Source organism: Colwellia sp. MB02u-9, from assembly GCF_014077085.1.
Lineage (GTDB): Bacteria > Pseudomonadota > Gammaproteobacteria > Enterobacterales > Alteromonadaceae > Cognaticolwellia.
On the sequence record NZ_JACGVF010000094.1, the window covers coordinates 494583 to 518849 of the forward strand.

Annotated in this window: 18 protein-coding genes; 7 read left to right on the forward strand and 11 right to left on the reverse strand. The window is 39.3% G+C overall.

Annotation, left to right across the window (positions count from 1 at the left end):
* Window positions 1–20: 20 nt before the first annotated feature.
* Both H4J65_RS10750 and H4J65_RS10755 read left to right on the forward strand, forming a co-directional pair.
* Window positions 21–734 (forward strand): DUF6445 family protein, encoded by a 714-nt coding sequence (locus H4J65_RS10750; protein WP_182198155.1) that lies wholly within the window; start codon window positions 21–23, stop codon window positions 732–734.
* Window position 735: 1 nt separating this feature from the next.
* Complete coding sequence (locus H4J65_RS10755) at window positions 736–1521, forward strand: polysaccharide deacetylase family protein (protein ID WP_182198156.1); 786 nt, start codon at window positions 736–738, stop codon at window positions 1519–1521.
* A 55-nt stretch (window positions 1522–1576) separates the two neighbouring features.
* Here H4J65_RS10755 and H4J65_RS10760 read toward each other — a convergent pair whose 3' ends face one another.
* The 3 genes from H4J65_RS10760 to H4J65_RS10770 form a co-directional block, all read right to left on the reverse strand.
* Entirely contained in the window at window positions 1577–2695 is a 1119-nt protein-coding gene (locus tag H4J65_RS10760) for a glycoside hydrolase family 16 protein (RefSeq protein ID WP_259367584.1), read from the reverse strand.
* A 105-nt stretch (window positions 2696–2800) separates the two neighbouring features.
* Window positions 2801–5350, reverse strand: a complete 2550-nt coding sequence (locus H4J65_RS10765) for a glycoside hydrolase family 3 N-terminal domain-containing protein (RefSeq protein WP_182198224.1) — start codon at window positions 5348–5350, stop codon at window positions 2801–2803.
* Window positions 5351–5403: 53 nt separating this feature from the next.
* A complete protein-coding gene (locus H4J65_RS10770; RefSeq protein WP_182185753.1) occupies window positions 5404–6666 on the reverse strand; it encodes a sugar MFS transporter in 1263 nt (420 codons plus the stop codon).
* Window positions 6667–6972: 306 nt separating this feature from the next.
* Between H4J65_RS10770 and H4J65_RS10775 the strand changes: the two genes are divergently transcribed.
* From H4J65_RS10775 to H4J65_RS10790, 4 genes are all read left to right on the forward strand, one after another.
* On the forward strand, window positions 6973–7971 hold the full coding sequence (locus tag H4J65_RS10775) for a LacI family DNA-binding transcriptional regulator (protein WP_182198157.1): 999 nt from the start codon (window positions 6973–6975) through the stop codon (window positions 7969–7971).
* A 366-nt stretch (window positions 7972–8337) separates the two neighbouring features.
* Window positions 8338–8757: a VOC family protein gene (locus tag H4J65_RS10780; RefSeq protein ID WP_182185749.1), complete on the forward strand. Its 420-nt coding sequence runs from the start codon at window positions 8338–8340 to the stop codon at window positions 8755–8757.
* A gap of 116 nt (window positions 8758–8873) precedes the next feature.
* The gene (locus tag H4J65_RS10785; protein ID WP_182137658.1) at window positions 8874–9407 is read left to right on the forward strand and encodes a YaeQ family protein; all 534 of its coding nucleotides are present in this window, start codon (window positions 8874–8876) and stop codon (window positions 9405–9407) included.
* A 92-nt stretch (window positions 9408–9499) separates the two neighbouring features.
* Window positions 9500–10915, forward strand: a complete 1416-nt coding sequence (locus tag H4J65_RS10790; RefSeq protein ID WP_182198158.1) for a M28 family metallopeptidase — start codon at window positions 9500–9502, stop codon at window positions 10913–10915.
* A 227-nt stretch (window positions 10916–11142) separates the two neighbouring features.
* Here H4J65_RS10790 and H4J65_RS10795 read toward each other — a convergent pair whose 3' ends face one another.
* Window positions 11143–11511 carry a GNAT family N-acetyltransferase gene (locus tag H4J65_RS10795; RefSeq protein WP_182198159.1) on the reverse strand — a complete coding sequence of 123 codons (369 nt, stop codon included), beginning with the start codon at window positions 11509–11511 and terminating at the stop codon, window positions 11143–11145.
* A 317-nt stretch (window positions 11512–11828) separates the two neighbouring features.
* Here H4J65_RS10795 and H4J65_RS10800 point away from each other — a divergent pair, with 317 nt between their 5' ends.
* Window positions 11829–13688 (forward strand): DUF885 family protein, encoded by a 1860-nt coding sequence (locus tag H4J65_RS10800; RefSeq protein WP_182198160.1) that lies wholly within the window; start codon window positions 11829–11831, stop codon window positions 13686–13688.
* A gap of 513 nt (window positions 13689–14201) precedes the next feature.
* On the opposite strand, the gene H4J65_RS10805 is transcribed toward H4J65_RS10800, so the two are convergent.
* The 7 genes from H4J65_RS10805 to lpxB all read right to left on the reverse strand — a co-directional run bounded on the left by H4J65_RS10805 (window position 14202) and on the right by lpxB (window position 24264).
* A complete protein-coding gene (locus tag H4J65_RS10805; RefSeq protein WP_182185736.1) occupies window positions 14202–14771 on the reverse strand; it encodes a PhnA domain-containing protein in 570 nt (189 codons plus the stop codon).
* Between the two features lie 268 nt (window positions 14772–15039).
* Entirely contained in the window at window positions 15040–16275 is a 1236-nt protein-coding gene (gene sstT, locus H4J65_RS10810; RefSeq protein ID WP_182137654.1) for a serine/threonine transporter SstT, read from the reverse strand.
* Window positions 16276–16402: 127 nt separating this feature from the next.
* A complete protein-coding gene (gene tilS, locus H4J65_RS10815; protein WP_182198161.1) occupies window positions 16403–17779 on the reverse strand; it encodes a tRNA lysidine(34) synthetase TilS in 1377 nt (458 codons plus the stop codon).
* A 95-nt stretch (window positions 17780–17874) separates the two neighbouring features.
* Complete coding sequence (accA, locus tag H4J65_RS10820; protein WP_182137652.1) at window positions 17875–18831, reverse strand: acetyl-CoA carboxylase carboxyl transferase subunit alpha; 957 nt, start codon at window positions 18829–18831, stop codon at window positions 17875–17877.
* Between the two features lie 52 nt (window positions 18832–18883).
* Complete coding sequence (dnaE, locus tag H4J65_RS10825) at window positions 18884–22438, reverse strand: DNA polymerase III subunit alpha (RefSeq protein ID WP_182198162.1); 3555 nt, start codon at window positions 22436–22438, stop codon at window positions 18884–18886.
* A gap of 8 nt (window positions 22439–22446) precedes the next feature.
* Window positions 22447–23097, reverse strand: coding sequence for a ribonuclease HII (rnhB, locus tag H4J65_RS10830; protein WP_182185723.1), 651 nt, complete (start codon window positions 23095–23097; stop codon window positions 22447–22449).
* A gap of 18 nt (window positions 23098–23115) precedes the next feature.
* Complete coding sequence (gene lpxB / locus H4J65_RS10835; protein WP_182198225.1) at window positions 23116–24264, reverse strand: lipid-A-disaccharide synthase; 1149 nt, start codon at window positions 24262–24264, stop codon at window positions 23116–23118.
* Between the last annotated feature and the right edge of the window lie 3 nt (window positions 24265–24267).

Here is a 24267-nt window from a genome sequence, read left to right on the forward strand (position 1 = left end):
TCTATTTTATGATATAAAAAATGAATGACTTAGCTATACAAATAAATCGCGATATTAAGCTTAAAATAATGACCGTCGGTGTTGATAAAACACCGGTGATCGTCATTGATGACTTTGCTATTGATACCCATGACATTATTGCTCACGCTTGTGCTCATGCTGAATTTAAAGCACTTGATAACACTTATTACCCAGGTATAAGAGCACCTTTACCTAAAAACTATGTCATCAATGTACTACAAGCCATTTATCAAGATATTTGCCATATCTATAACATTCCTCAGCACTTACAATTAAAACCTCAAGAAGCTTATTTTTCTTTGATCACTACAGCCGCAACCGAGTTAAACTTACTGCAGCGCATGCCTCATTTTGACACCAGTAGGCCATTTTACTTTGCTATTTTGCATTACCTCAATAATGATAAGCACGGCAATACAGGCTTATTTCGTCACAAACCTACGGGGTTAGACAAAATTGAAACGCATAATGTGGAATATTATTTAACTTCGGCTCAACGCTTTATTGATAATAATGGCGAGTCTGCTCAGGAATATTGTATTCGTTCAAATGAGCATTTTGAGTTATATCAACAAATTGAATATAAACCCAATCGTTTAGTTATTTATCCTGGACAATTACTTCATTCGATCATTATTTCCCCTGAAAATGATATAGACCCAAATCCCAAAACAGGTCGGCTCACGGCAAATGTTTTTATAGAATTTACATAACTTGAAAACGATAACGATATTATCAATATTCATTTGCTCAAACGCATCAGCTAAGACAATTTTCGAATGGCCTAATCATGCTAAAGCAGCGATTAGTCTGGCCTATGATGATGCATTAAATAGTCAGTTAGATCATGCCTTGCCTGCGCTAAATAAGCTCAATTTAAAAGCTTCATTCTATTTAACCTTGAGTTCACCAACGGTTAGTAACCGCTTAGAAGAATGGCGTCACATAGCTAAACAGGGCCATGAATTAGGTAATCATTCAATAAATCATGCCTGTCATGGCTCGCTACCTGGCAGAGATTGGGTACTAACCTACAATGATCTTGATAAAAAACAATTTGATGAAATTATTCAAGAGATTAATACCGCTAATACATTTTTAAAAGCTATTGATGGTGAAACGCTAAGAACCTTTACTGTACCTTGTGCCGATCAGTTGGTTGAGCATAAAAATTACGTGCATGCGCTTCATGATGCTTTTGTCGGCATTAAATCTCATGTCGGTAAAATCCCAAAAAGTCGCAGTTCAATCAATGTGATGGATGCTGCAGTTTGGTCGCCATCGGGGAACTCGGGGACTGAGTTAATAGCTTATGCAAAGCAAGCGGCTTTCTACGGTACTATCGCTAATTTTACTTTTCACGGCGTTGGCGGTGATCATCTGCCTGTTTCTATAAAGGCTCATCAGGAGCTACTAGATTTCTTAGCAAAAAATAAAGATATTTACTGGGTTGATACCTATCGTAACATTAGTTTATACATCAAAAAAAATGCTAACTAGCATCATAAAGATATTAGTTAGCAGAAATTTCAATTTAGTCAATTCTATATTAACGTTACAGCGCCGGTGCTTGCTTACCACCCACTAAAGCGGCGTCATCACCGATTGTTGCGCAGCCAGCACCTGTGAGAGGTGACACTGAGCATTCATACACTCGGACATAATCTATTTCTAATGATTGTGGAAATACACTGTCATTAATGCCTTTGTCGTTAACCGAAGCGGACCAATTCCCGCCAACAGCAAAATTTAATAATAAATGAAATTTTTGATCAAAAGGTGCACCACCCTCACCGTTTACCAATAAACCCTCATCATTCATATATTGGCTATACCAGCCGGTATCACGCTGGGTAGCAAAATGAATATCATCAACATACCAACGAATTTCCCCTGCTTGCCATTCAACAGCGTATTCGTGGAAACCATCTGCAGGGTTTACACCATCAGGTAAGTTAAATCCTTTACCCGAATAAACATTCTCAGGCCAGGCACGGCCATAATGAAGCGTGCCATGCACACGTGATTCTTCTTCTCCTGAGCTCGCACCCGCTTCATCTGATTGTGTTTTTAAGTTCACCGCTTCCATAATATCAATTTCACCCGAGCCAGCCCATCCACCATAAGCCCAGTCAGTAGGCAGCATCCAAATGGCTGGCCAAGTGCCTTGTCCTTGCGGTAATTTAGCGCTAATTTCAAAGCGTCCAAAAGTCCAGTCACCTTTGTTTTTGCTGCGTAAACGTGCTGATGTATAAGGTAGAGTGCGGGTATTCATAGCGTTGTAATTAGTATCATCGTCATGTGCCGCAGGACCGGTAAAATTTTCTTTTAATGCCACTATTTTCAAAATACCTTGTTCAATAAAAGCATTATCTTCTCGGTCGGTATAACATTGTTGTTCATCATTACCCCCACCAAAACAATTGACCTCAAAACTCCATTTGTTTAAATCAATATTGTTATCATTAAATTCATCCTGCCAAATTAACTGCCATTGATTATTCACTACAGAAGCAGTTGTTGGGTCTTTACTCTCTTCACTCGCATGATCAGAAGATATATCTGTAGCTGGCGTAGTTGATATATTAGTCGTGTTCGTGTTGTTACCCGATCCACCACCACATCCGAGTAAAGTCATTGAACAGGCTATGAGTAATAATGTTAAATGCTGCATAGAAAAGTCCTTGTTATATATATGTTTTTATTAATAAATTGCAATCAGTAGTTACCGCCGTAATTCTAGTCATACGGCGGTTTAATTTAACGCGTCAATAATAGTTTAATCACAGCTCATTGTTGCTTTATCAATACCTTGTGGCGTTAAGTTTATATCAGCGAAGCTTAATGAAACTTTGCCTTGAGTAGACAAGTTAAAAGGCGACATAATTTTGGAGAAATCTGTACCTGCTTTTTTAAAGCAAGCTAAGTCGATCGTCACGTTATGCCATTCATTTAAACTCTGGTTAATTAACAATGAGGTGATATCAAGTGAACCTTTGCAATCCCCTTCACAACTCATAGCTAAATTAATCGGTGCTACTGGTGTAGTTTCTAAACGCACGCTAAAACTTAATACCGAGTCAGCCTCGCTATATGCCCGCAAATCTTCCGGAAAGTTACTAAAGATATTGACACCTGCTAGTTCACTGCCGTCAAAGGTTATGGTTCTAGCATCTTCTTGTACCACTTTGTCCATAGTTCTTAAGGTAATAGCCCCTAATGACTGCGTATTTGAAGTTACAGGAGATGACTGTTCACCTGATTGCAACGCAACACTCCATGGCTGCTTAATCGCTAATTCAAATATTTTAAAAGTGGCTAACTCATCAGAAGATATTTTAGAGACTTCATTTAACTGATCAGACAATAGGGTCATTTTTTTATTATCTTGCTGCTGATAGCTTAAACCAAAACCATAAGGTAATAGGGGTTGATAGTTTTCATCAAATCTATTAACAGAGGTTTGATCCGCACTAGCAGGCCATGAATATGAAAGCTTACCCTTAAAGTCATAACGTAAACTGCTATCCGCTTTACTAAATAAAACGTCAGCGACACCATTGCCTTCTGAACCTGGCAACCAAGCAGCAACAAAAGCATTTGACGCATTAAGTTCCGCATTTACCCACATTGGTCGTCCACTAATAAAAACAGAAACAACAGGTATCCCTTGTGCTTTTAAACGTTTGAGTAAAGCTAAATCGGTTTTATTACCGCGTTGATACTCAAGGTTATCTAAGTCGCCATTACCCTCGGCATAGGGTTCCTCACCAAAAACAACAATAGCAACATCTGGTTTTTCAGTGAACTCACCTGTAGGGCTTAATTGCACTTTACCGCCAGCCGCATTAACAACTTGCTCTATACCGTCATAAATCGAAGACCCACCCGGAAAATCAGCGTTAGTGTTACCTGTACCTTGCCAAGTAATACTCCATCCTCCTGACTGCTTACCAATATTGTCAGCGCCATCTCCTGCAACTAATACATTTGCACTCGGCGTTAAGGGTAATAAATTAGCTTTATTTTTAAGCAAAACTAAAGATTCACGTACGGCTTGACGAGCAACTAAACGATGCTCTGCTGAGCCAATTAAGTCAGTTTTACCTGATAATGGACGATTTTTTGGACTGGGTTTAGTGAATAAACCTGCACGAATTTTTACTCTTAAAATACGGCTAACCGCATCATCTATTCTTGATAAGCTAATTTCACCATTGTTAACTTGTTTAATGGTATTTTCATACAAAGGTTTCCAAGCAGCTGTTGGCACCATATAGATGTCTAAGCCCGCATTGACTGCTTGTGGACAGCTTTCGTTAGTACAGCCTTTTACTTGGCCATGACCATTCCAGTCACCAACAACAAAGCCGTCAAAGCCCATACGATCTTTTAAAACATCGGTCATTAAATACTTGTTGCCATGCGTTTTAGCGCCATGCCAGCTATTGAATGATGCCATTACTGATTGCGCGCCAGCCGTTAAGCCACCAACATAACCTTGGGCATGATGTTTAAAAAGATCTCTTTCACTATCTAAGTTATCCCCTTGGTCATCACCACCTTTTGTGCCACCATCACCAATAAAGTGCTTAACTGTACTGATAACGCGAGTGTCGCCTAAAAAGTCATCGCCTACAGCACCTTGCAGCCCTTTTACAATAGCGGCCGAATATAAGCCAACTATTTCAGGGTCTTCAGAATAACCTTCATAGGTTCTGCCCCAACGATCATCTCTAACAACGGCAACCGTAGGAGCAAACACCCAATCAATACCGGTTACCATCACTTCTTTAGCCGTGATACTGGCGATATTTTCCATAAGTTCAGCATTATTTGCCGCGCCTAAGCCAATGTTATGTGGAAATAATGTTGCGCCAATCACATTGTTATGACCATGTACTGCATCAGTACCCCACATAGTTGGAATATTTGTCCCATCTACTGAGTCATCGATTGATGCTTGATACAGAGATTCAGCCAATTTTATCCAATCAGCAGGTGTTGCGTGCTTATTATTATCAGGAAAAGCACCCCCACCATTTAAATATGAGCCAAAACCATATTTACGCATATCTTCAACCGTAATGTCTCGGATTTCAGGTTGGATCATCTGGGCAACTTTTTGCTCTAACGTCATAGTCGCTAAAATTTTCGCGACTTTAGTTTCAACGTTACTGTCTTTTTTAACTTCAATATCAAGTACCGGCCAAATGGCTATATTGTTTTCGCCATAAGGGGCAACATCAACCTGAGCTATATCCGAGTTAGCGTTAGAGTTAGCGTTATCAGTACAAGCAAAAAGTGACATGGCGACAGCAATCCCCATGAAGGGTTTAGCAACGCTTTTAAGTGAATTTATTTGAATAAACATAACAATATTTATACCTTTACTGATACAGGTTTACTACCTGACAAGCCATAATAAGCAATGAATGCATAGCAAATAATGGGTAAGAAAAATGAGTTTTGTAGGCCAATACTGTCGGCTAAAACACCTTGAATCAGTGGTAAAATAGCACCACCAACAATCGCCAAACATAAAATACCTGAGCCTTGGCTGGTATGCTGGCCTAGGCCATTAATGGCCAAACTAAAGATGGTAGGGAACATAATTGAATTACATAAACCTACTAACAGAATGGCCAACATCGCTATTTGACCAGATGCAAAGATAGTAATAATAATAAATACTACTGCCATAAAAGCGTTGAAGGCTAATACTTTTCCTGCGGCTAATTTTTGCATAACCGCGGCACCAATAAATCGTCCCACCATCGCCCCCCCCCAATAATAGGCAATATATTTTGCTGCTTGTGATTCTTCTAAACCAGCAATGTTCGGATCATTAAAAAAGCTGACTAAAAAGCTGCCAATAGAAACCTCAGCCCCCACATAAACAAAAATACCAATGGCACCTAAAACTAAATGACGATATTCCCAAGCGCTACCTGCTATCGGTTTTTCAGCCACTGACTCTTCAATATGCTCAATGACAGGTAATTTTATATAAGAAAAAATAGCCGCCAGTATTAATAATAAACCGGCGAGTAAAACATAAGGTAATTGCACTGATTCTGCTTGTTGAGCGACCGACATTGATTCTGCTACTTGATCTAAGATCAAATAAGCACCAAAAAATGGCGCGACCGTGGTGCCAAGTGAATTAAATGCCTGTGTCATCGTCAGACGTGAAGAGGCTGTTTCAGGATTGCCTAAAATACTGACATAAGGATTAGCTGACACTTGTAATATCGTAATACCACTGGCTAATATAAATAGTGCCATTAAAAATACCGGGTAGCTGTGCATGGCTGCTGCTGGGTAAAAAGCAAAACAACCAATGGCAGCAACAATCAATCCAAGCACAATGCCTTTTTGAAAACCTACTTTTTTAACTATTTTTCCTGCTGGAATAGAAACGAGAAAGTACGCACTAAAAAAACAAAACTGTACTAGCATTGCTTGGCTATAAGATAAATCGAAAATAGCTTTCAAATGAGGAATTAAAATATCATTTAAGCAGGTAATGAATCCCCACATAAAAAAGAGTGATGTTAATGATGTAAGTGCAAAAGTATAATTTTGGTTTTCAGTGTTTGATGAAAACCTATTCACATTTGATTGAACCGGTGTACTAGCCATATAATTCCCCTAATAATTATGAACAACAGGTCATTGCTGCTGTTGTTATTTTTATAATTTTCCACTTTAATACACTCAGGCAGTCCTTAAGTAAGTATTTTTAAAATAAACTGGAAGCGCTTCCATATTGAATGTCATTAAGATAAAAAGCAACTATTATTTACAGTCATAGGAAGCGCTTCTAAAATAGAAATTATTTGTGTATCTTATAACAGTTATAACTATAGGCTCAGTATTGGGTTTAGCTAAGACCTTTTATGTTTAAGTCCTCTAAAGCAGCATTAATAAAAAAGATGAAGGAATAAAATGGCGACTATATACGAAGTTTCCGCATTAGCGGGAGTCTCATTATCATCTGTATCTCGCGTACTAAATGATCATGAGCATGTCAGTAAAAAAACTAAAGAAAAAGTCGTGGCAGCCATGAACGAGTTAAACTATCGCCCAAATACTATTGCCCGATCATTAGCTTCCAATCGTTCAAACAGTGTTGGTGTACTAGTTTCTGAGTTACATGGTCCATTTTTTGGTGCCATGTTGAGCAGCATTGAATTAGAGCTCAGAAATGCAGGTAAACATGCGGTTATTACTGCAGGTCATAGTGATGAAAAAAGTGAAATAAATGGCTTAGATTTTTTAATTGATCGAAAATGTGACGCACTTATTTTACTGGTTGACGCCATTTCAGATGCCTACTTAATTAAATTAAGTAAAGGTAAAACCCCTTTTGTTATTTTGAACCGCAATATCTCAGAAATTAGTGACCATTGCTTTTATTTAGATAACGAACTAGGCGGTTATTTAGCCGCAAAATATTTAATTGAACAAGGGCATAAAGAGATTGCTTATATCTCTGGACCTTTAACAAAACAAGATTCTACTGAACGCTTAGCTGGCCATAAAAAAGCGTTAGCTGAAGCCAATATCCCCTTTAAAGAAAGTTTACTCTATGAAGGTGATTATTTAACAAAAAGCGGTCGAGATGGTATTAATTACCTCATCAAGCATAAAACCACATTTACTGCTGTTGCTTGTTCAAATGATGAGATGGCATCTGGGGCCATGCGAGGAGCCAGGGATCATAAATTGTTAATCCCCGAACAATGTTCATTTATTGGTTTTGATAATGCTTTTTTCACTGAGTATCTCTACCCTCAATTAACCACTATTAATTTTCCAATTAACGATATGGCGAAAATGTCTACTCAATGGATCCTGAAAAATGTTTATAAGCAAAAAGAGTTAGACATCACCAACATGTTTATTCCTGAACTTATTGAACGACAATCAGTACAGCAAAATTAACATTAGATGTCATCATCCATGAGCCTAACTGATGCGATTTAAATTGATGCGATTATTGAGCTAATTAAGCTTTCAGCATCAAGAATTCTCTTCAGTAAAAGATACCAAGAGGTAAAACACGACGGTAAATAAACGCTAGTATAAGTATGGTGCTTAAACTTTAACTCAATAATTTTTACCTGTTAGCAAAGCAAAAAACCAATACTTTCATCAGGGGAAGTAGGAAGTGGAAACTGAGCGATATATTTTTACAATAAATAACTTAAAAACCTCCCCAAATAATATTATCAAAGACTAAAAATGATAAGGTTATCAATTTTATCATTAAATATTTTTATCATTAAATAGAAAATGGACGAGTAAACTATGAAATTTTTACATACTATGATTCGTATTACGGACTTAGATAAGTCACTAGATTTTTTTATTAAGCATTTAGGCTTAATAGAAACCCGCCGTTTTGACGTTCCTGCAGGTAAATTCAGCTTAATATTTTTAGCAACAGAGCCGGGTGCCGCTGAAATAGAACTTACCCACAACTGGCATTCAGCAGAAGAATATACTGTGGGTAGAAACTTTGGCCATTTAGCCTTTGAGGTTGACGATATCTATGCCTTATGTGAAAAGCTAATGGCCGCCGGCATTACTATTAACCGACCACCACGCTGTGGCCACATGGCATTTGTTAAATCACCTGATAATATTTCAATCGAATTATTGCAAAAAGGTGAGCGATTAGCGCCACAAGAACCTTGGTTAAGTATGGAAAATTCAGGTAGCTGGTAAAATAGCACATACTAGCTGAAGATTAATTAATTCACTTGTTATAAGTTGCTATCACAAGGACTTAATACGCGTTAATATACTGAATTAATTAATCAAAAATAATACTCAGAATCTTCATGGCCTTAAAAGCAACCATCAAAAAAGCGACGATCCATCTCTCTGATATGGATCGTCACTATTATGACACCATACAATTAACCATAGCACAGCACCCTTCTGAGAATGACCGTCGTATGATGATCAGACTCATTGCATATGTCCTCAATGCCAGTGAAAACCTACAATTTGGTAAAGGTGTTAGTGATGAGGACGAAGCAGCCATTTGGCGAGTTAATTACAGTGATGTCATTGAACTATGGATTGAGCTAGGCCAACTCGATGAAAAAAGGCTGAAAAAAGCCTGTAATCGCGCCCAACAAGTAAAGCTTTATTGTTATGGCAGCAGCGTAGACACCTGGTGGCAACAATCTAAAAGTAAACTAAATCAACTCAATAAACTATCGGTAGAAAGCTTTAGTGAAGAAACATCACAAGCTTTGGAGCTACTCGCCAATCGCTCGATGGAGTTTCAAGTGAGTATACAAGATGGCCAGTGCTGGCTTACCTGTGGTGAACAGTCACTATTAATTGAACTCGATAAACTTAAATAACCTTAGCCTAATATGCGCTAATTGAATAACGACACTTAGCGTTAACCACTTGATTATCTATGTGAAATTTCAATAAAAAAGCTTTAAATACTATGGCAACACCAATAACTATGATGCGCATATTTAACTCTTCACTAGAGAAAAACACTGATTATAAACTCAAAACATTGTCGGTTGTGTTAGCGATTACCTGCTCATTTTCTAGCGTTGCAGCAACAATACCCTTAAAACAAGTGGTCAAAGATATTACCTATTTAGCCGCTGACAATTTAAAAGGTCGGGCAAGTTTTAGCCCTGAAATTGACCAAGCGGCAAATTATATTGCTCAGCGCTTTGCTAATATTGGCCTAAAGCCCCTGCAAAACAATCTCCCGTTAAGTAAAGCAGCCATTAATGCGACTCTTGACGCCAAAGATAAACCTGCGCTGTTCTTACAAACTTTTACTGTCAATCAAATTCAAGCTCAAACGCTTAACGTGGTGTTAAATAGTAAAAAAATTAGTCCTGAATACTTGGCTATAGCGACAACGATGGAACAAGTAAATTGGCAATTCGGTAATGCACAAAGCCATAGGGTTGATAAAACCGATGATTTACGTAAAATCTTAACTGAGTTAAACCAAGTAGGTGGTCAACACTTAGTTATTATCAATAGCGCACATGCCAAAAGCTTTAAGGCCTATCAAAACTATTTTAATCGTGGCTTAACTAAGCTTTCACTTGAACATCCTGGTGCTATTGTCATGGTATTAAGTGACGAAAATGAAATTGAAAACTATAGCGTTGACGCCAGTGCAATAATAACTAAACAATCGCTAACCAATGTAGTGGGTGTCTTACCCGGTATTGAAAGCACTAAAGAAATCGTTTTATACTCATCACATTACGACCACTTGGGTATCACAGACGATGGTAAAAAAATCTATAATGGCGCTGATGACAATGCATCTGGTACGACAGCGGTATTAAATTTAGCGCAATATTACGCCCAAAAAGGCGATAACAAACGTACTTTAATGTTTAGTGCTTTTACTGCTGAAGAGATTGGCGGCTTTGGTTCTAGCTATTTTTCACAGCAGCTTAACCCTGATAACGTGGTTGCCATGATCAATATTGAAATGATTGGCAAACCATCGAAATTTGGTCCAGGAACTGTTTGGATGACGGGTATGGAACGCTCTAATTTAGGCGCATTACTCAATGACAAACTCATCGCGCTTAACACACAAATATACCAAGACCCCTACCCAAAACAAGGGCTATTTTATCGCTCAGACAATGCAACTTTGGCGCGTTTAGGTGTACCTGCACACAGTTTTAGCAGTACACAACTCGATAAGGACCAACATTATCATCAAGTTAGCGACAATATTAGTAGTTTAGACTTATCATCGATGCATAAAGTCATTGAATCGTTAGCGACAGCAACACAGTCGCTTGTTGACGGCGCAGTAACACCAACGCGCATTGATAAAGCGCAAGTAGCCACTGAAGGTAAAATTTACTAAACTAATTATGCTTTTTAGCTTTAAAGTCAATGTTAGCCTGCAAAGCTAACATTGATCTTTACGTCTAACCTTATGTTTAAGCTTATGTTTAAACTTATGCCTAACTTAAGACTAATTTTAATAAGAGCGCCCTAAATTAGAGAAAAATAAATCCAGCGTATGATGACCAAAAGCACTAAATTTTTAAACGGCTATTTTTAAACGGCTAAAGGTCTGAAACTTGCTATTTATTGATGACATTGCCAGCGCATTTGATACTCGAGTTTATTGCTATCCATAACAACAAAATCATGGCGTAAATATAACTGAATAGCCGGATTTTTTAACAATACATTTAACGTAATAGCGAGCTGTTTGTCTTGAGCTTTACGCTTAACTAACTCAAGCACTCTACTGCCGATTCCTAAACCTTGATATTGCGGTAATAACTGAAATTGGCGCAGGTGAATTTTATCAGCAAACAAGCCTAATTTTAATAATCCAATCGCTTTATTTTGGTATGAAATAATATACGAATCAGAAAAAAACTCATCAATGCGCAGCAGATGAGCTGTATCATCAAGATAAAGTCCAGCATATTGTAAATGCTGGTTCATCGTTACTTTTCGTAAGCTTAACAGAAAAGCTCTATCGTTTATTATTGCCCGTCGAAAGCTAACCATAGCTGCACGCTTTTGGCTAAGGCTATTACTTGCCAATACTTTATTTATTTGTCACCTCGAAGGCGAATAATTTATCCATCAATGACACTACTATAGCAAGTTGATTAATGTGGTAAACCATAAATTTCTTATTTGAACTATGAGAGAATAACTGAAAGTCATCGCAAAAAAACCACCATTGAGCGCGGCATGCTTGATCGCTAACGAAAGATAACGGCAATATAGCGCATAAACTAAAATAGGACTCCAACATGACCTTCAATAAATCACTTCTTGTTATCTCTATTACTGCGGTACTATCCGTTGCTTGCAGTAATGAGACTATAACACCCGTTGTTAAAGGCAATAATGCACTTGCAATGCCATCTTCATCAGCACAACTTAATAGCACAGCTGAAGCTTCTCAAGCAGCAAATGAGTTATTTGACACTATTTTTATGGAAGGCGTTAATCGTAATCCTGTTAGACAAACCTATCTTGGCATTAAAACTGACTACGATAAGTGGCAAGATCTATCAGAGGAAAATAGTGCTCAAGAGCTCGAATTTGCTAAACAAGCGCTGCAACGAATTCAAGTCATTGACATCAATAATGTCGATAAACAAACCCAGTTGAGCTACCAGCTACTTTCACAAAAATTAACACAAAAAATTGCTGACTATCCTTGGCGTCACCATAACTACCCTGTTAACCAAATGTTTGGGGTGCACTCACAAATACCCGCATTACTGATTAACCAACATAGTATTCAAGACACTAAGCAAGCCCATGACTATATTGCCCGTGTAAAAAACTCGAAACTGTTACTGGAGCAATTGGTTGATCAACTTAAAATCAGAGCTGATAAAGGTATTATTGCCCCCAAATTTGTTTTTGCTCATGTCATACGCGATGCAAGCAATTTACTGGTAGGTGCCCCATTTGATAATCAAGCTGACAGTACTTTATTTACAGACTTTAATAAAAAAATAGCACAATTAGAACTCTCTGATGAAGAGAAACAGTCCTTAACTGATGAGCTAGCAAGCGCCTTAACGACAGAGTTTAAGACCGGCTATCAAGCATTAGTCAGCTACTTAACTGAACTTGAAAAACAAGCTGATGATAACTACGGTGCCTGGAAATTTCCACAAGGCGATAAATTTTATAATAATGCCCTAAACCGAACAACCACCACTGAATTAACCGCAGATGAAATTCATAAAATTGGTGTAGATGAAGTTGCACGCATACATGATGAAATGCGCGTGATCATGAAAAAGGTTAACTTTGAAGGCTCATTAAACGAGTTCTTCCAATTTATGCGCCACGACCCACAATTTTATTATGCTGGCGATGAAGCTGGCCGTCAGCGTTATTTAACTGAAGCAACTGACATCATTAATACTATGAAAGATGAGCTAGATCAGTTATTTATTACTAAACCAAAAGCAGACTTAAAAGTTAAACAAGTTGAAGCGTTTAGAGAGAAATCTGCGGGTAAAGCCTTTTACCAACAACCCGCTCCTGATGGCTCACGCCCTGGTATTTACTACGCTAACCTTTACGATATGACAGCCATGCCAACGTATCAAATGGAAGCACTCGCTTACCATGAAGGCATTCCTGGCCATCATATGCAAATAGCGCTAAAACAAGAACTTGAAGGTATTCCAAAGTTTAGAAAGTTTGGTGGTTACACAGCTTATAGTGAAGGTTGGGGTTTATATTCAGAGATGATCCCAAAAGAAATTGGCTTTTATCAAGACCCTTACGCTGACTTTGGCCGTTTGGCAATGGAGCTATGGCGCGCCTGCCGTTTAGTGGTCGATACTGGCATGCACAATAAAAAATGGGATCGTACAAAAAGCCTAGCGTATTACATGAATAATACGCCAAATGCAGAGTCTGATGCGATAAAAATGGTTGAACGTCATGCCGTTATGCCTTCACAAGCGACAGCATATAAAATTGGTATGTTGAAAATTGTGCAGTTGCGAGCCAAAGCAAAACAACAGTTAGGCGATAAGTTTGATATCCGCCAATTTCATGATGTTGTATTAACCAATGGCGCAGTACCGCTTAACGTATTAGAAGATATGGTTAATGACTACATCGCATTAAATCGTTAAAGCTATGGTGAGTTAGGCTTATAATAGCTTAAGTATCGCCACTCTTTCACATTCATGTGATCCTGTCATTGCCGGGATGGATGTCGGTACTTAGCTTTTGTCGAAAACATAAAAACTGACCATTCATCCTGAATATAAAAAACGCCAAGTGCATAGCATTTGGCGTTTTTATTTTAACGGTAATTATGCTTAAGCTGACCATTAAGCGGGTTTTATTTTTCGCCGCTCATTATTTAACCTTGCCCCTAAATACAAATAAAACAGGTGTCATCATAGTAATCAGCGCAACAGTACTCGCCCTCCTAATCATTGTAAGATGAAAAAAAAGGCTAAAAAATCCAACCAGTGAGCCAAATATACCCAGATATGCCCAGATACAAGATCGCCCAAATTGAGCGTACTTGTCACTGCTGATAAGGCAAACTACCATCAAATAAAAAAAGCACTAAGCAGAGGTTAGGCTGATAGTGCTTTCGTCGTTATTTATTGGCTTATAATAGCGCTGTTTTAACGTTAGGCTTTCTTTAAATAGCTAGCTACTAGCACAATACGCGTTCCGTTAACTTTACCTTCGATATGCTCTGGATTATCCGTTAAGCTAATGCCACGGACCATGGTGCCTTGTTTAGCGGTAAAGTTTGCGCCTTTAACTTTTAGATCTTTAATCAAGGTGACATTATCGCCATCTTGCAATTCAGCGCCATTGCTATCGCGTGTTGGCCCTTCGCGCTCAGCGGCAGCTATACCCTGCTCTGCCCATGTTTTTACCGCATCTTCTAGATAAATCATATCTAGCGCATCTTGCGCCCAGCTTTCTGCTGACAATTTATGTAGCAGACGATAAGCCATGACTTGCACTGCAGGTTCTTGATTCCACATCGCGTCAGTTAAACAACGTAAATGATTAATATCAAGCTCAGCATTGCCTTCGACTTGTGCTAAACAAACGTTACACAAATAAATGCTTTGCTGGGCACTTAAATCACTGGTTGGCGGCACAGGAAATACCGTTAAGTTGTCAGTTGAAGTACAAAGTTCACAACTTGAGTTACTACGTTGCTTTAATGCCTGTTCGGTTACCATGATAATATATCCACAAAAATTTTGGCGTTATTATGCTCTTAATTAAGCGATTTAAGAAGTGCTGATTATTGCCACGGTAGAAATTAAGCCACACAATTTATTTAATGACAGTGTTTTACTCTATTTTGCCTAAAGCAGCTTTAAAGCTTTACTGCTTTACTGCTTTATGCAATAAAGCCATCGAGCCGAATATATTTCAGGACGATGGTTTTTTTCAGTTTATTCCGTAGGACAGTAATAAAGCACACTAAAATTTAAGCTAAATGTCTTATAAATTTTTAGTAATATGATGCGAGGCTGCTGCCGTAAAAACAACATCTGTAGAGCTATTCAGTGCTGTTTCTGCTGAGTCTTGAATAACACCAATAATAAAACCTATCGCCACCACTTGCATAGCAATGTCATTATCAATACCAAACAAACCACAAGCCAGTGGAATAAGTAATAATGAACCACCCGCAACGCCTGAAGCACCACAAGCTGATACCGCCGCAATAACACTCAATAAAATAGCAGTAGCAAAATCCACTTCAATATTTAAAGTGTTCGCTGCCGCCAGGGTTAATACGGTAATCGTGATGGCCGCTCCAGCCATGTTAATAGTGGCACCTAAAGGGATAGAGACCGAATAAGTATCCTCATGTAAATCAAGTTTTTCACATAATTCCATATTTACAGGAATATTTGCTGCCGAGCTACGTGTGAAAAATGCAGTAATACCTGACTCTTTTAAACACCTTAGCACTAACGGATAAGGATTTTTACGCATAACAAAGTAAACAATGACGGGATTAACGATCAATGCCATGATCAGCATTGAGCCTAAAAGTACCAGCACTAAGTGGCTAAATTCACCTAAGGTATCAAAGCCTGTTGTCGCTACTGTATTGGCAACTAAACCCATGATGCCTAAGGGTGCGAAACGAATAACTAACTTAACAATACTTGAAATAGCTTCAGCAAAATCATGCACCATCACCTTGGTTGAATCACTGCCTTTTTTCAACGCGAAGCCTAAACCTAAGCCCCAAGCTAAAATACCAATAAAATTACCAGTAACAACGGCATTGAAAGGGTTATCAACAATTTTAAAGGCTAATGTTGATAATACTTCACCTAAACCTTGTGGGGGATTAGCGCTGGCGCCAACTAAATCTAAGGTTAATTGCACAGGAAAAATAAAACTTAATACCACCGCCACTAATGCCGCACTTATAGTGCCAATTAAATAAAGCCCGACAATAGGCTTCAAATTCGCATCACTATTCGGTTTTTGATTCGCAATAGATGACGCGACTAAAGCTAAGACCAAAATAGGCGCTACCGCTTTTAATGCACTGACAAATAAACTGCCCAGCATGGAAAATGACTGAGCAATAGCAGGTGCAACAAGTGCTAAAGCAATGCCCAAAATAATAGCAATAATGATTTGGTTAACAATATTAATCGCTTTTAGTTTGCTAAAAAGTGACTGACTTTCTAAAGGAGTATTTTCTGTTGTCATAGTTGCTCTTATTTAAGTTATTATTATTTGAATTATTGTTATTTGAGTTATTAAGATAACGTATTGATGAAATATTTTTTACCACTTATGCACCAGAACTGTCTAGTTTATTCGTTACACGGTAACTTTAAAAAGACAGTTCACCCTGCCATGAAATAGCCCACGCTGAATTTTTGTTATCAGCGACATAGGCCTGACAAACAAACTGCCCTGCTACAGCGACTAGTTCATGATCATAATATATAAAAGGTAATCTTTTTCTCTGCCATGGCGGGATAGCAAGCTCTTGTAATACTTTTTTTACCGGGCGTGAATGCTGTCGGTATTGCGGTAAACAGATAGGATTTTCGTGAGAAAAACGTATCGTGACTATTTGATTGTTTTTGGGTCTTTTGATCAACGCTTGCCAATGACTTATATCTTGCTCTTGTGTTGATAAACTCGAAAAGCTCAACACGCCTAATTTATCTGGAAGACAAACCTGAAAGGATTTTTCATCGGCTAAAACCGCTACATCTAGACTCTGTTGCCATTTTGAAAGATCCTGATAAATAGCGGTTAAATACAGCGCTGTTTTATATCGCCTTATGCAACACGCGGCTAACTGAACAACCGGCGACTTATCAGCTTGTGCATTTAATTGTTGGCATATTTGCATTAGTTGTTGACGACTTGGCATCAAAAAATCATGGCTAGATAAAAAATAGCGTAACAGGTTTTTAAGCCTTGGCTCACTCAGTGCATTCAATTTAGCAACAGATAACTGACAAGACAAATATTGGCAATCCGCTAAGTCTTGCTGCGCTAATTCATCTAGCAGTTGCTGCGCTTCCAAGCAATGCTCAGCACTGCGCGCTATCGTCTTATTGATACTTGGCCAACGCGCATCCAATGTTGGCAAAATTTGATGACGCAAAAAATTTCGATCAAAGCGCTCATCACTATTAGACTCATCTTCAATCCAACTCAGTTGCTGCTGATTGGCATAGGCAACAATATCGCTACGAGATATCGATAACAGTGGCCGAGCAAGCGTATGCTGCGCTAACGGTAAGCTTACCTGCATAGCCGATAAACCTTTTAATCCCGAGCCACGTTTTAAGGCCAATAAAAATGTTTCTGCTTGATCATTAAGATGATGACCAGTAACAATAAAGGCAGGTTCAGTGCTTGCTTGCACTAAAACTTTATAGCGTGCATCACGCGCAATCGCTTCTAAGCTTTGCTGTGCTAGCTTTTTTAAATTTAATTTATGACTGATAAAAGTTAAAGATAATCTATCGCATTCTTGCTGTGCAAACGTTTGCCACGCATCGGCATCAGGACTTAAACCGTGGTTAACATGACAAACAACAATAGCATTGGGCAGTTGTTGCTGTTGTTTTAATTTTGCCAAGGCAACAAGTAGTACTTGGGAGTCTACACCACCGCTATAGGCAATAATAATAGGTTTTTCTGGTGTAGGTTTAAAGAAACTCACCAGTGCTAATTCAATTATATTCACAGTTCTAAAACAACATCGCGTATAAAATATGATGACTAAGGGAAGTGTTACCAAGCATATAAAAAGCGACCCTTTGTCGGTCGCTTTTTATGGTTTTAACAGTAGCCGAATGACATTAATTTATCATAACGACTTTCAATTAATTCATCGCTGGAAAGTTTATCAAGTTCAGCAAGATCAGACTTTAACGCTTGCTTAAGAAATGCCGCCATTTGATCCATATCACGATGAGCGCCACCTAAGGGTTCTTCAACAATACTATCGATAAGCCCTAACTCTTTAATACGTTTAGCCGTAATACCCATAGCTTCTGCTGCTGTCGGTGCTTTATCAGCCGTTTTCCACAAAATAGAGGCACAGCCTTCTGGAGAAATAACTGAGTAAGTTGAATATTGCAGCATATTCACTTTATCACCAACACCAATAGCGAGTGCACCACCTGAGCCACCTTCACCGATAACAGTACAAATAATCGGTACATTTAAACGTGACATTGCTTTTAAATTCGTCGCAATTGCTTCACTTTGACCACGTTCTTCAGCGCCAATACCAGGATATGCACCCGGGGTGTCAATAAAAGTGATAATTGGCATTTTAAAGCGCTCTGCCATTTTCATTAAACGCAAGGCTTTACGGTAACCTTCTGGACGTGGCATACCAAAATTACGTTTAACTTTCTCATTAGTTGAACGACCTTTTTGATGACCAATAATCATCACAGGTCGACCGTCTAAACGCGCCGTGCCACCAACAATAGCTCTATCATCAGCATAGGCTCTATCGCCAGCCAATTCATCGAATTCAGTAAAAATACGTGGCAGATAATCTAAGGTATATGGGCGCTGAGGATGACGGGCAACTCGCGCCGTTTGCCAAGGATCTAAGCCAGAGAAAATCTTTTGAGTGAGTTCGTTATTTTTCTCTCGCAACTGAGAAATTTGATCTTCTAAATCAAGATCTAATCCTTGGCCATTATTGACCAATTGCAATTCTTCAATTTTTGCTTCAAGTTCCGCAATGGGGAGCTCAAAATCTAAAAAATTTAGTGACATATGATTATTCTTACCTATGTTGGCTTTGAGTACCGTTGTTAATAAACGCTACCTATTTAAATTTTAACTCGACTTGCTCTTCACCCAATAGGGTTTTCAAATCGTATAATAGCGTGTCGCTTGGCGATACGCGCCACTGTACTCCCAACTCTAGCATACCTTGCGCTTCATCTCTTTGATAAAAAACACGAACTGGGCAAATACCATCTTTATAAGGCATTAACACCTCCGTAAACTGATCGATAAATCGTCCTGATAGCTGATTTTTATCGATTTGCAAATCTAATGACGTGACATAGTTTTCCCGTGCATCAGCAATGGTCATAATATCTCGAGCAGTCATTGTAATACCCCCAGAGTAATCATCAAAGCTGACCTGTCCACTACAGACCAAAATTGCATCAGATATCAGCAATTCAGCGAACCTATCGTAGTCATCTGGAAATAATCGGATATCCATACGCGCACTTTTATCGTCTAGCGTGACTAAGGCCCAGCGCCGTCCACGTTTGTTGACTAATACCCGCACCGCTAAAACCAAGCCTACGGCTATGCTAGTTTTATCTTTATTAGTTGGCTGTAAGCTGACTAAACGCCCGGTTGCATAACGTTTAATTTCATTTAAATAACGATTTATTGGGTGACCGGTTAAATATAAACCTAATGTTTCTTTTTCGCCATCTAACCAGCGCTGTTCAGGCCACTTTGCAACGGTTTTAAATGCTTGTCGATTGTCTTCTGGCTCTTCATTAATCAAACCAAATAAGTCGTTTTGCCCAATAGCTTGTGCTTTGGCATGTTGCTCAGCCGCTTTTAGCGCTTCGGGTAAAGTCTCAAACAAGGCAGCGCGATGTGGCCCGTCTTTGGCATTAGGCCCAAGCGCATCCATGGCACCAGACTTAATTAGTTTTTCTAATATGCGTTTATTAATTTTTTTCAAATCAACTCGAGCACAAAAATCAAACAAATCAATAAACTCACCATCACTTTCACGTGCGGCGATTATGGCTGCTATCGGGCCCTCACCAACACCTTTGACCGCGCCAATACCATAGATAATTTGGTCGGCGTCATTGACGGTGAACTTATAGTGGCCACGGTTAACATCTGGTGGTAATAAATCAAGTCCCATGTTGCCGCATTCATCAACTAAGGTAACAATTTTATCTGTGTTATCCATATCGGCTGACATTACTGCCGCCATAAAAGGTGCTGGAAAATGGGTTTTCATCCACAGCGTTTGATAAGACACTAAAGCATAGGCGGCAGAATGTGATTTGTTAAAACCATAGCCGGCAAATTTTTCAACTAAATCAAAAATCTTTATCGCCAACTCACCATCAACGCCACGGCCAACAGCACCGGCTTCAAAACCCTCACGCTGTTTGGCCATTTCTTCTGGCTTTTTCTTACCCATTGCACGACGTAACATATCTGCGCCACCCAGCGAGTAACCCGCTAGCACCTGGGCAATTTGCATAACCTGTTCTTGGTAAAGAATAATGCCGTAAGTGGGCTCAAGGATAGGTTTTAAGTCAAGATGTTGCCAAGTTGCATCAGGATAACTTATCGCTTCACGGCCATGTTTACGTTCAATAAAGTTATCAACCATGCCTGATTGCAAAGGCCCAGGTCTAAACAGTGCTACCAAGGCAATAATATCTTCAAAGCAATCCGGCTTAAGTTTTGCGATAAGTGACTTCATACCGCTGGATTCAAGTTGGAAAACAGCCGTTGTTTCCGACCTTAATAACACTTTAAAACTGGCTTTATCTTCGAGATTGATGGTCGCTAAATCAATCCGCTCTTTACCCTGTTTCAACAGTTTTTCATCAGCCATTTCTATGGCCCACTGCAAAATGGTTAAGGTACGTAAACCAAGAAAATCAAATTTAACTAAACCGGCGTCCTCAACATCGTTTTTGTCAAATTGGGTGACTGGATTTTTACCGTCTTCATCACAATAAAGGGGTGCAAAGTCAGTAATCGTGGTGGGCGAAATAACCACACCACCGGCATGTTTACCGGCATTTCGTGTTGTGCCCTCTAAGATGCGACACATATCAATAAGATCTTTTACGTCACTGTCTTGAGCATACATCTCCGGCAGCTTTGGCTCTTCTTCAAACGCTTTTGCTAAGGTCATGCCCGGTGTCGGTGGGATTAACTTTGAAATACGGTCAACAAAACCATAAGGATGACCAAGCACTCGGCCAACATCACGAATAACCGCTTTTGCAGCCATAGTACCAAAGGTAATAATTTGCGATACCGCATCACGGCCATATAACTCTGCAACGTGGTCAATCACTTCATCGCGTCTGTCCATGCAAAAATCAATATCAAAATCAGGCATAGAGACACGTTCAGGGTTGAGAAAACGCTCAAAAAGTAAATCATATTCAAGTGGATCAAGATCGGTGATTTTTTGGGCATAAGCCACTAACGAACCTGCCCCTGAACCACGTCCAGGTCCGACCGGAATATTATTATCTTTGCTCCACTGAATGAACTCCATCACGATCAGGAAATAACCCGGAAAACCCATGTTATTAACCACTTTTAGCTCAATAGCTAAACGTTCGTCATAAGGTTTACGTTTTTCGGCATAATCAGGGGCGTTTTTATCAAATAAAAATTCTAATCTTTCTTCTAAACCTTCTTCTGATACTTTAACCAAAAAGTCTTCAATCGATAAGCCCTCAGTAGGAAAATCAGGTAAGAAATATTCCCCTAAGCGCACGGTAACATTACAGCGTTTTGCAATTTCGACTGAGTTGGCTAGTGCTTCGGGGATATCAGCAAAAAGGGCTAACATTTCCTCTTCAGTGCGAAGATACTGCTCTTTAGAATATTTTTTTGGCCGACGTTTATCGTCTAAAGTGTAACCGTCATGTATAGCGACGCGAATTTCGTGAGCATCAAAGTTATCTGGACTCAAAAACATCACTTCATTGGTGGCAACAACAGGAAGCTCATAACGAGAGGCAAGATCTACAGCAAGATGAAGGTAATTCTCTTCATCGTTACGACCGGTTCTAATCAGCTCAATATAATAACAATTAGGAAAATATTCTTGATAAAAACCGAGCATTTCATCAACAAGTTCATTATTACCTTTTAGTAATGCTTTACCAATATCGCCTTCTCGGCCACCCGAAAGTAAAATCAAGCCTTCTGCGCGCTCAATTAGCCAATCGCGGTCTAGTACCGCTTTACCTTGAATATGGCCACGTAAATAGGCTTGAGAGATTAATTCTGTTAAGTTTTTATAGCCTACATTGTTACTTGCTAAAATCACTAAACGTGATAGTTCATCTTCAAGCGCAGCGCTTTTAACCCAAAAGTCACAGCCTATAATAGGTTTCATACCGGCGTTGTGTGCGGCATGGTAGTACTTAACTAAACCACATAAATTAGTTTGGTCGGTTAATGCCATCGCTGGCATATTTAACTCGGCTGCTCTGGCAATAATGGGCTTAACTTTTTTTAAACCATCAGACAGAGAATAGTCACTATGCACTCTTAGATGAATAAACTTGGGATCATTAGCGCTGACTAATTGACCCGATAGTGCGGCAGATATTGGGAACTCAGATTCAGACATCTAGTGCTCTAATTATTGGTAATATGGGCTGGTGTATTAGCAAGTACATTGGCGACAGGCTTAAAACTTCTGCGATAACAATCTAATACCCCATGTTCAATGATTTTTTCTAAATGTGCTTTTGTTGGATAACCCTTGTGTTGTGCAAAACCATAGTAAGGGTATAGCTTGTCTAAGGCGACCATCTCGCCATCTCTGGCTACTTTCGCTAAAATTGAGGCGGCACTAATTTCTGCTACACGCGCATCGCCTTTAACTACACTTTGCCCGGTAATATGACCACTTTCATGAGCAAACGTTGGACAACGGTTACCGTCGACTAAGACGTAATCAGGTGTCACGTTTAAGCCTTGCACAGCACGTTGCATCGCCAACATGGTAGCGTGGAGAATATTAAGGCTGTCAATTTCTTCTGGCGACGCACGGCCTATTGACCAAGCAATAGCACGTTGCTTAATTTCTCCTGACAAATGCTGTCTTTTTTTTTCTGAGAGCTTTTTTGAGTCCATTAATCCTTCAATAGGATTATCGGGGTCTAATATCACCGCAGCCGTCACGACATCGCCGACCAATGGCCCACGACCCACTTCATCAACACCGGCAATGCAGTAGGCTAAGGGATATTCAAAAGGTGGAAAAACTTTTTTAACTGCAGGCATAATTACTCTAGTTCACTATTATAATAAGTCGATAACCGCTTTAGCCGCTTGCTTGCTAGCATTTTGCTTAAGCGTTAAGTGGATATCAGTATAAGCTTGATTCAACGCAGACTGATCTTCAAACAAACGCTCTGTAACTAAAGGTAGAATATTTTCTACACTAACCTCTGCTTGCAACAGCTCAGGCACTAAGCTTTTGTTAGCAAGTAGATTGGGTAATGAAAACCACTTCAATTTCACAAAACCTTTAAACATATGATAAGTCAACGGGTTAAACTTGTAACAAATCACCATTGGGCGTTTTACTAAGGCGGCTTCTAACGTGACCGTACCTGATGCGGTTAATAAACAGTCACTGGCAGCCATGACTTGTTGAGTTTTTCCAACGATAACCTGTACCGAAAGCTCTGGCGCAATTTTATGATGTAGTTGATGAAATTGTTGCGCCCTTTGCTCACTGATCATAGGCACAACAAAGATAATTTCAGCGCTACTTGCCTGCTCAGTACTCAAGAGTTTTCTTGCTGTCAATAAAAATGGTTCAGCCAGTCGTGCAAGCTCTCCTGCGCGACTACCTGGCATCAGTGCCAGTATTTTTGCTGACTCAGATAAACCGAGCGCTTGTCGCGCCATGCGTTTGTCACTCACCAGCGGAATATCGTCAGCAAGCGAATGGCCAACAAAGGTACAAGGTATTTGATGTTTGTCGTAAAAAGCTTTTTCAAAAGGTAATAAAGACAGCACCATATTGGTGGCTTTGGCAATTTTGAAAACGCGCTTTTCGCGCCAAGCCCAAACTGAAGGGCTAACATAATGTACAGTTTTTATCGCTTGTGTTTTTAGCCGTGCTTCCAAGCTAATATTAAAGTCAGGCGCGTCAATACCGATAAAAACGTTAGGTTTATTGGCAATAAAATAATCGCTTAAAGTTTTTCGAATATGCAGTAACCGCCGTAAGCGACCAAGCACTTCAAAAACCCCCATTACCGATAATTCTTCCATATCAAATAGGCTTTCAAAGCCCAGCGCCAACATCTTAGGGCCGCCAATACCGATAAACTTGGCCTTAGGGTAACTCAGTTGCAGTTGTTGCATTAAGCTCGCACCTAAGGTATCGCCAGAATGCTCACCAACCACCATAGCAAAAGTTACTACAGCATCATTCATCGT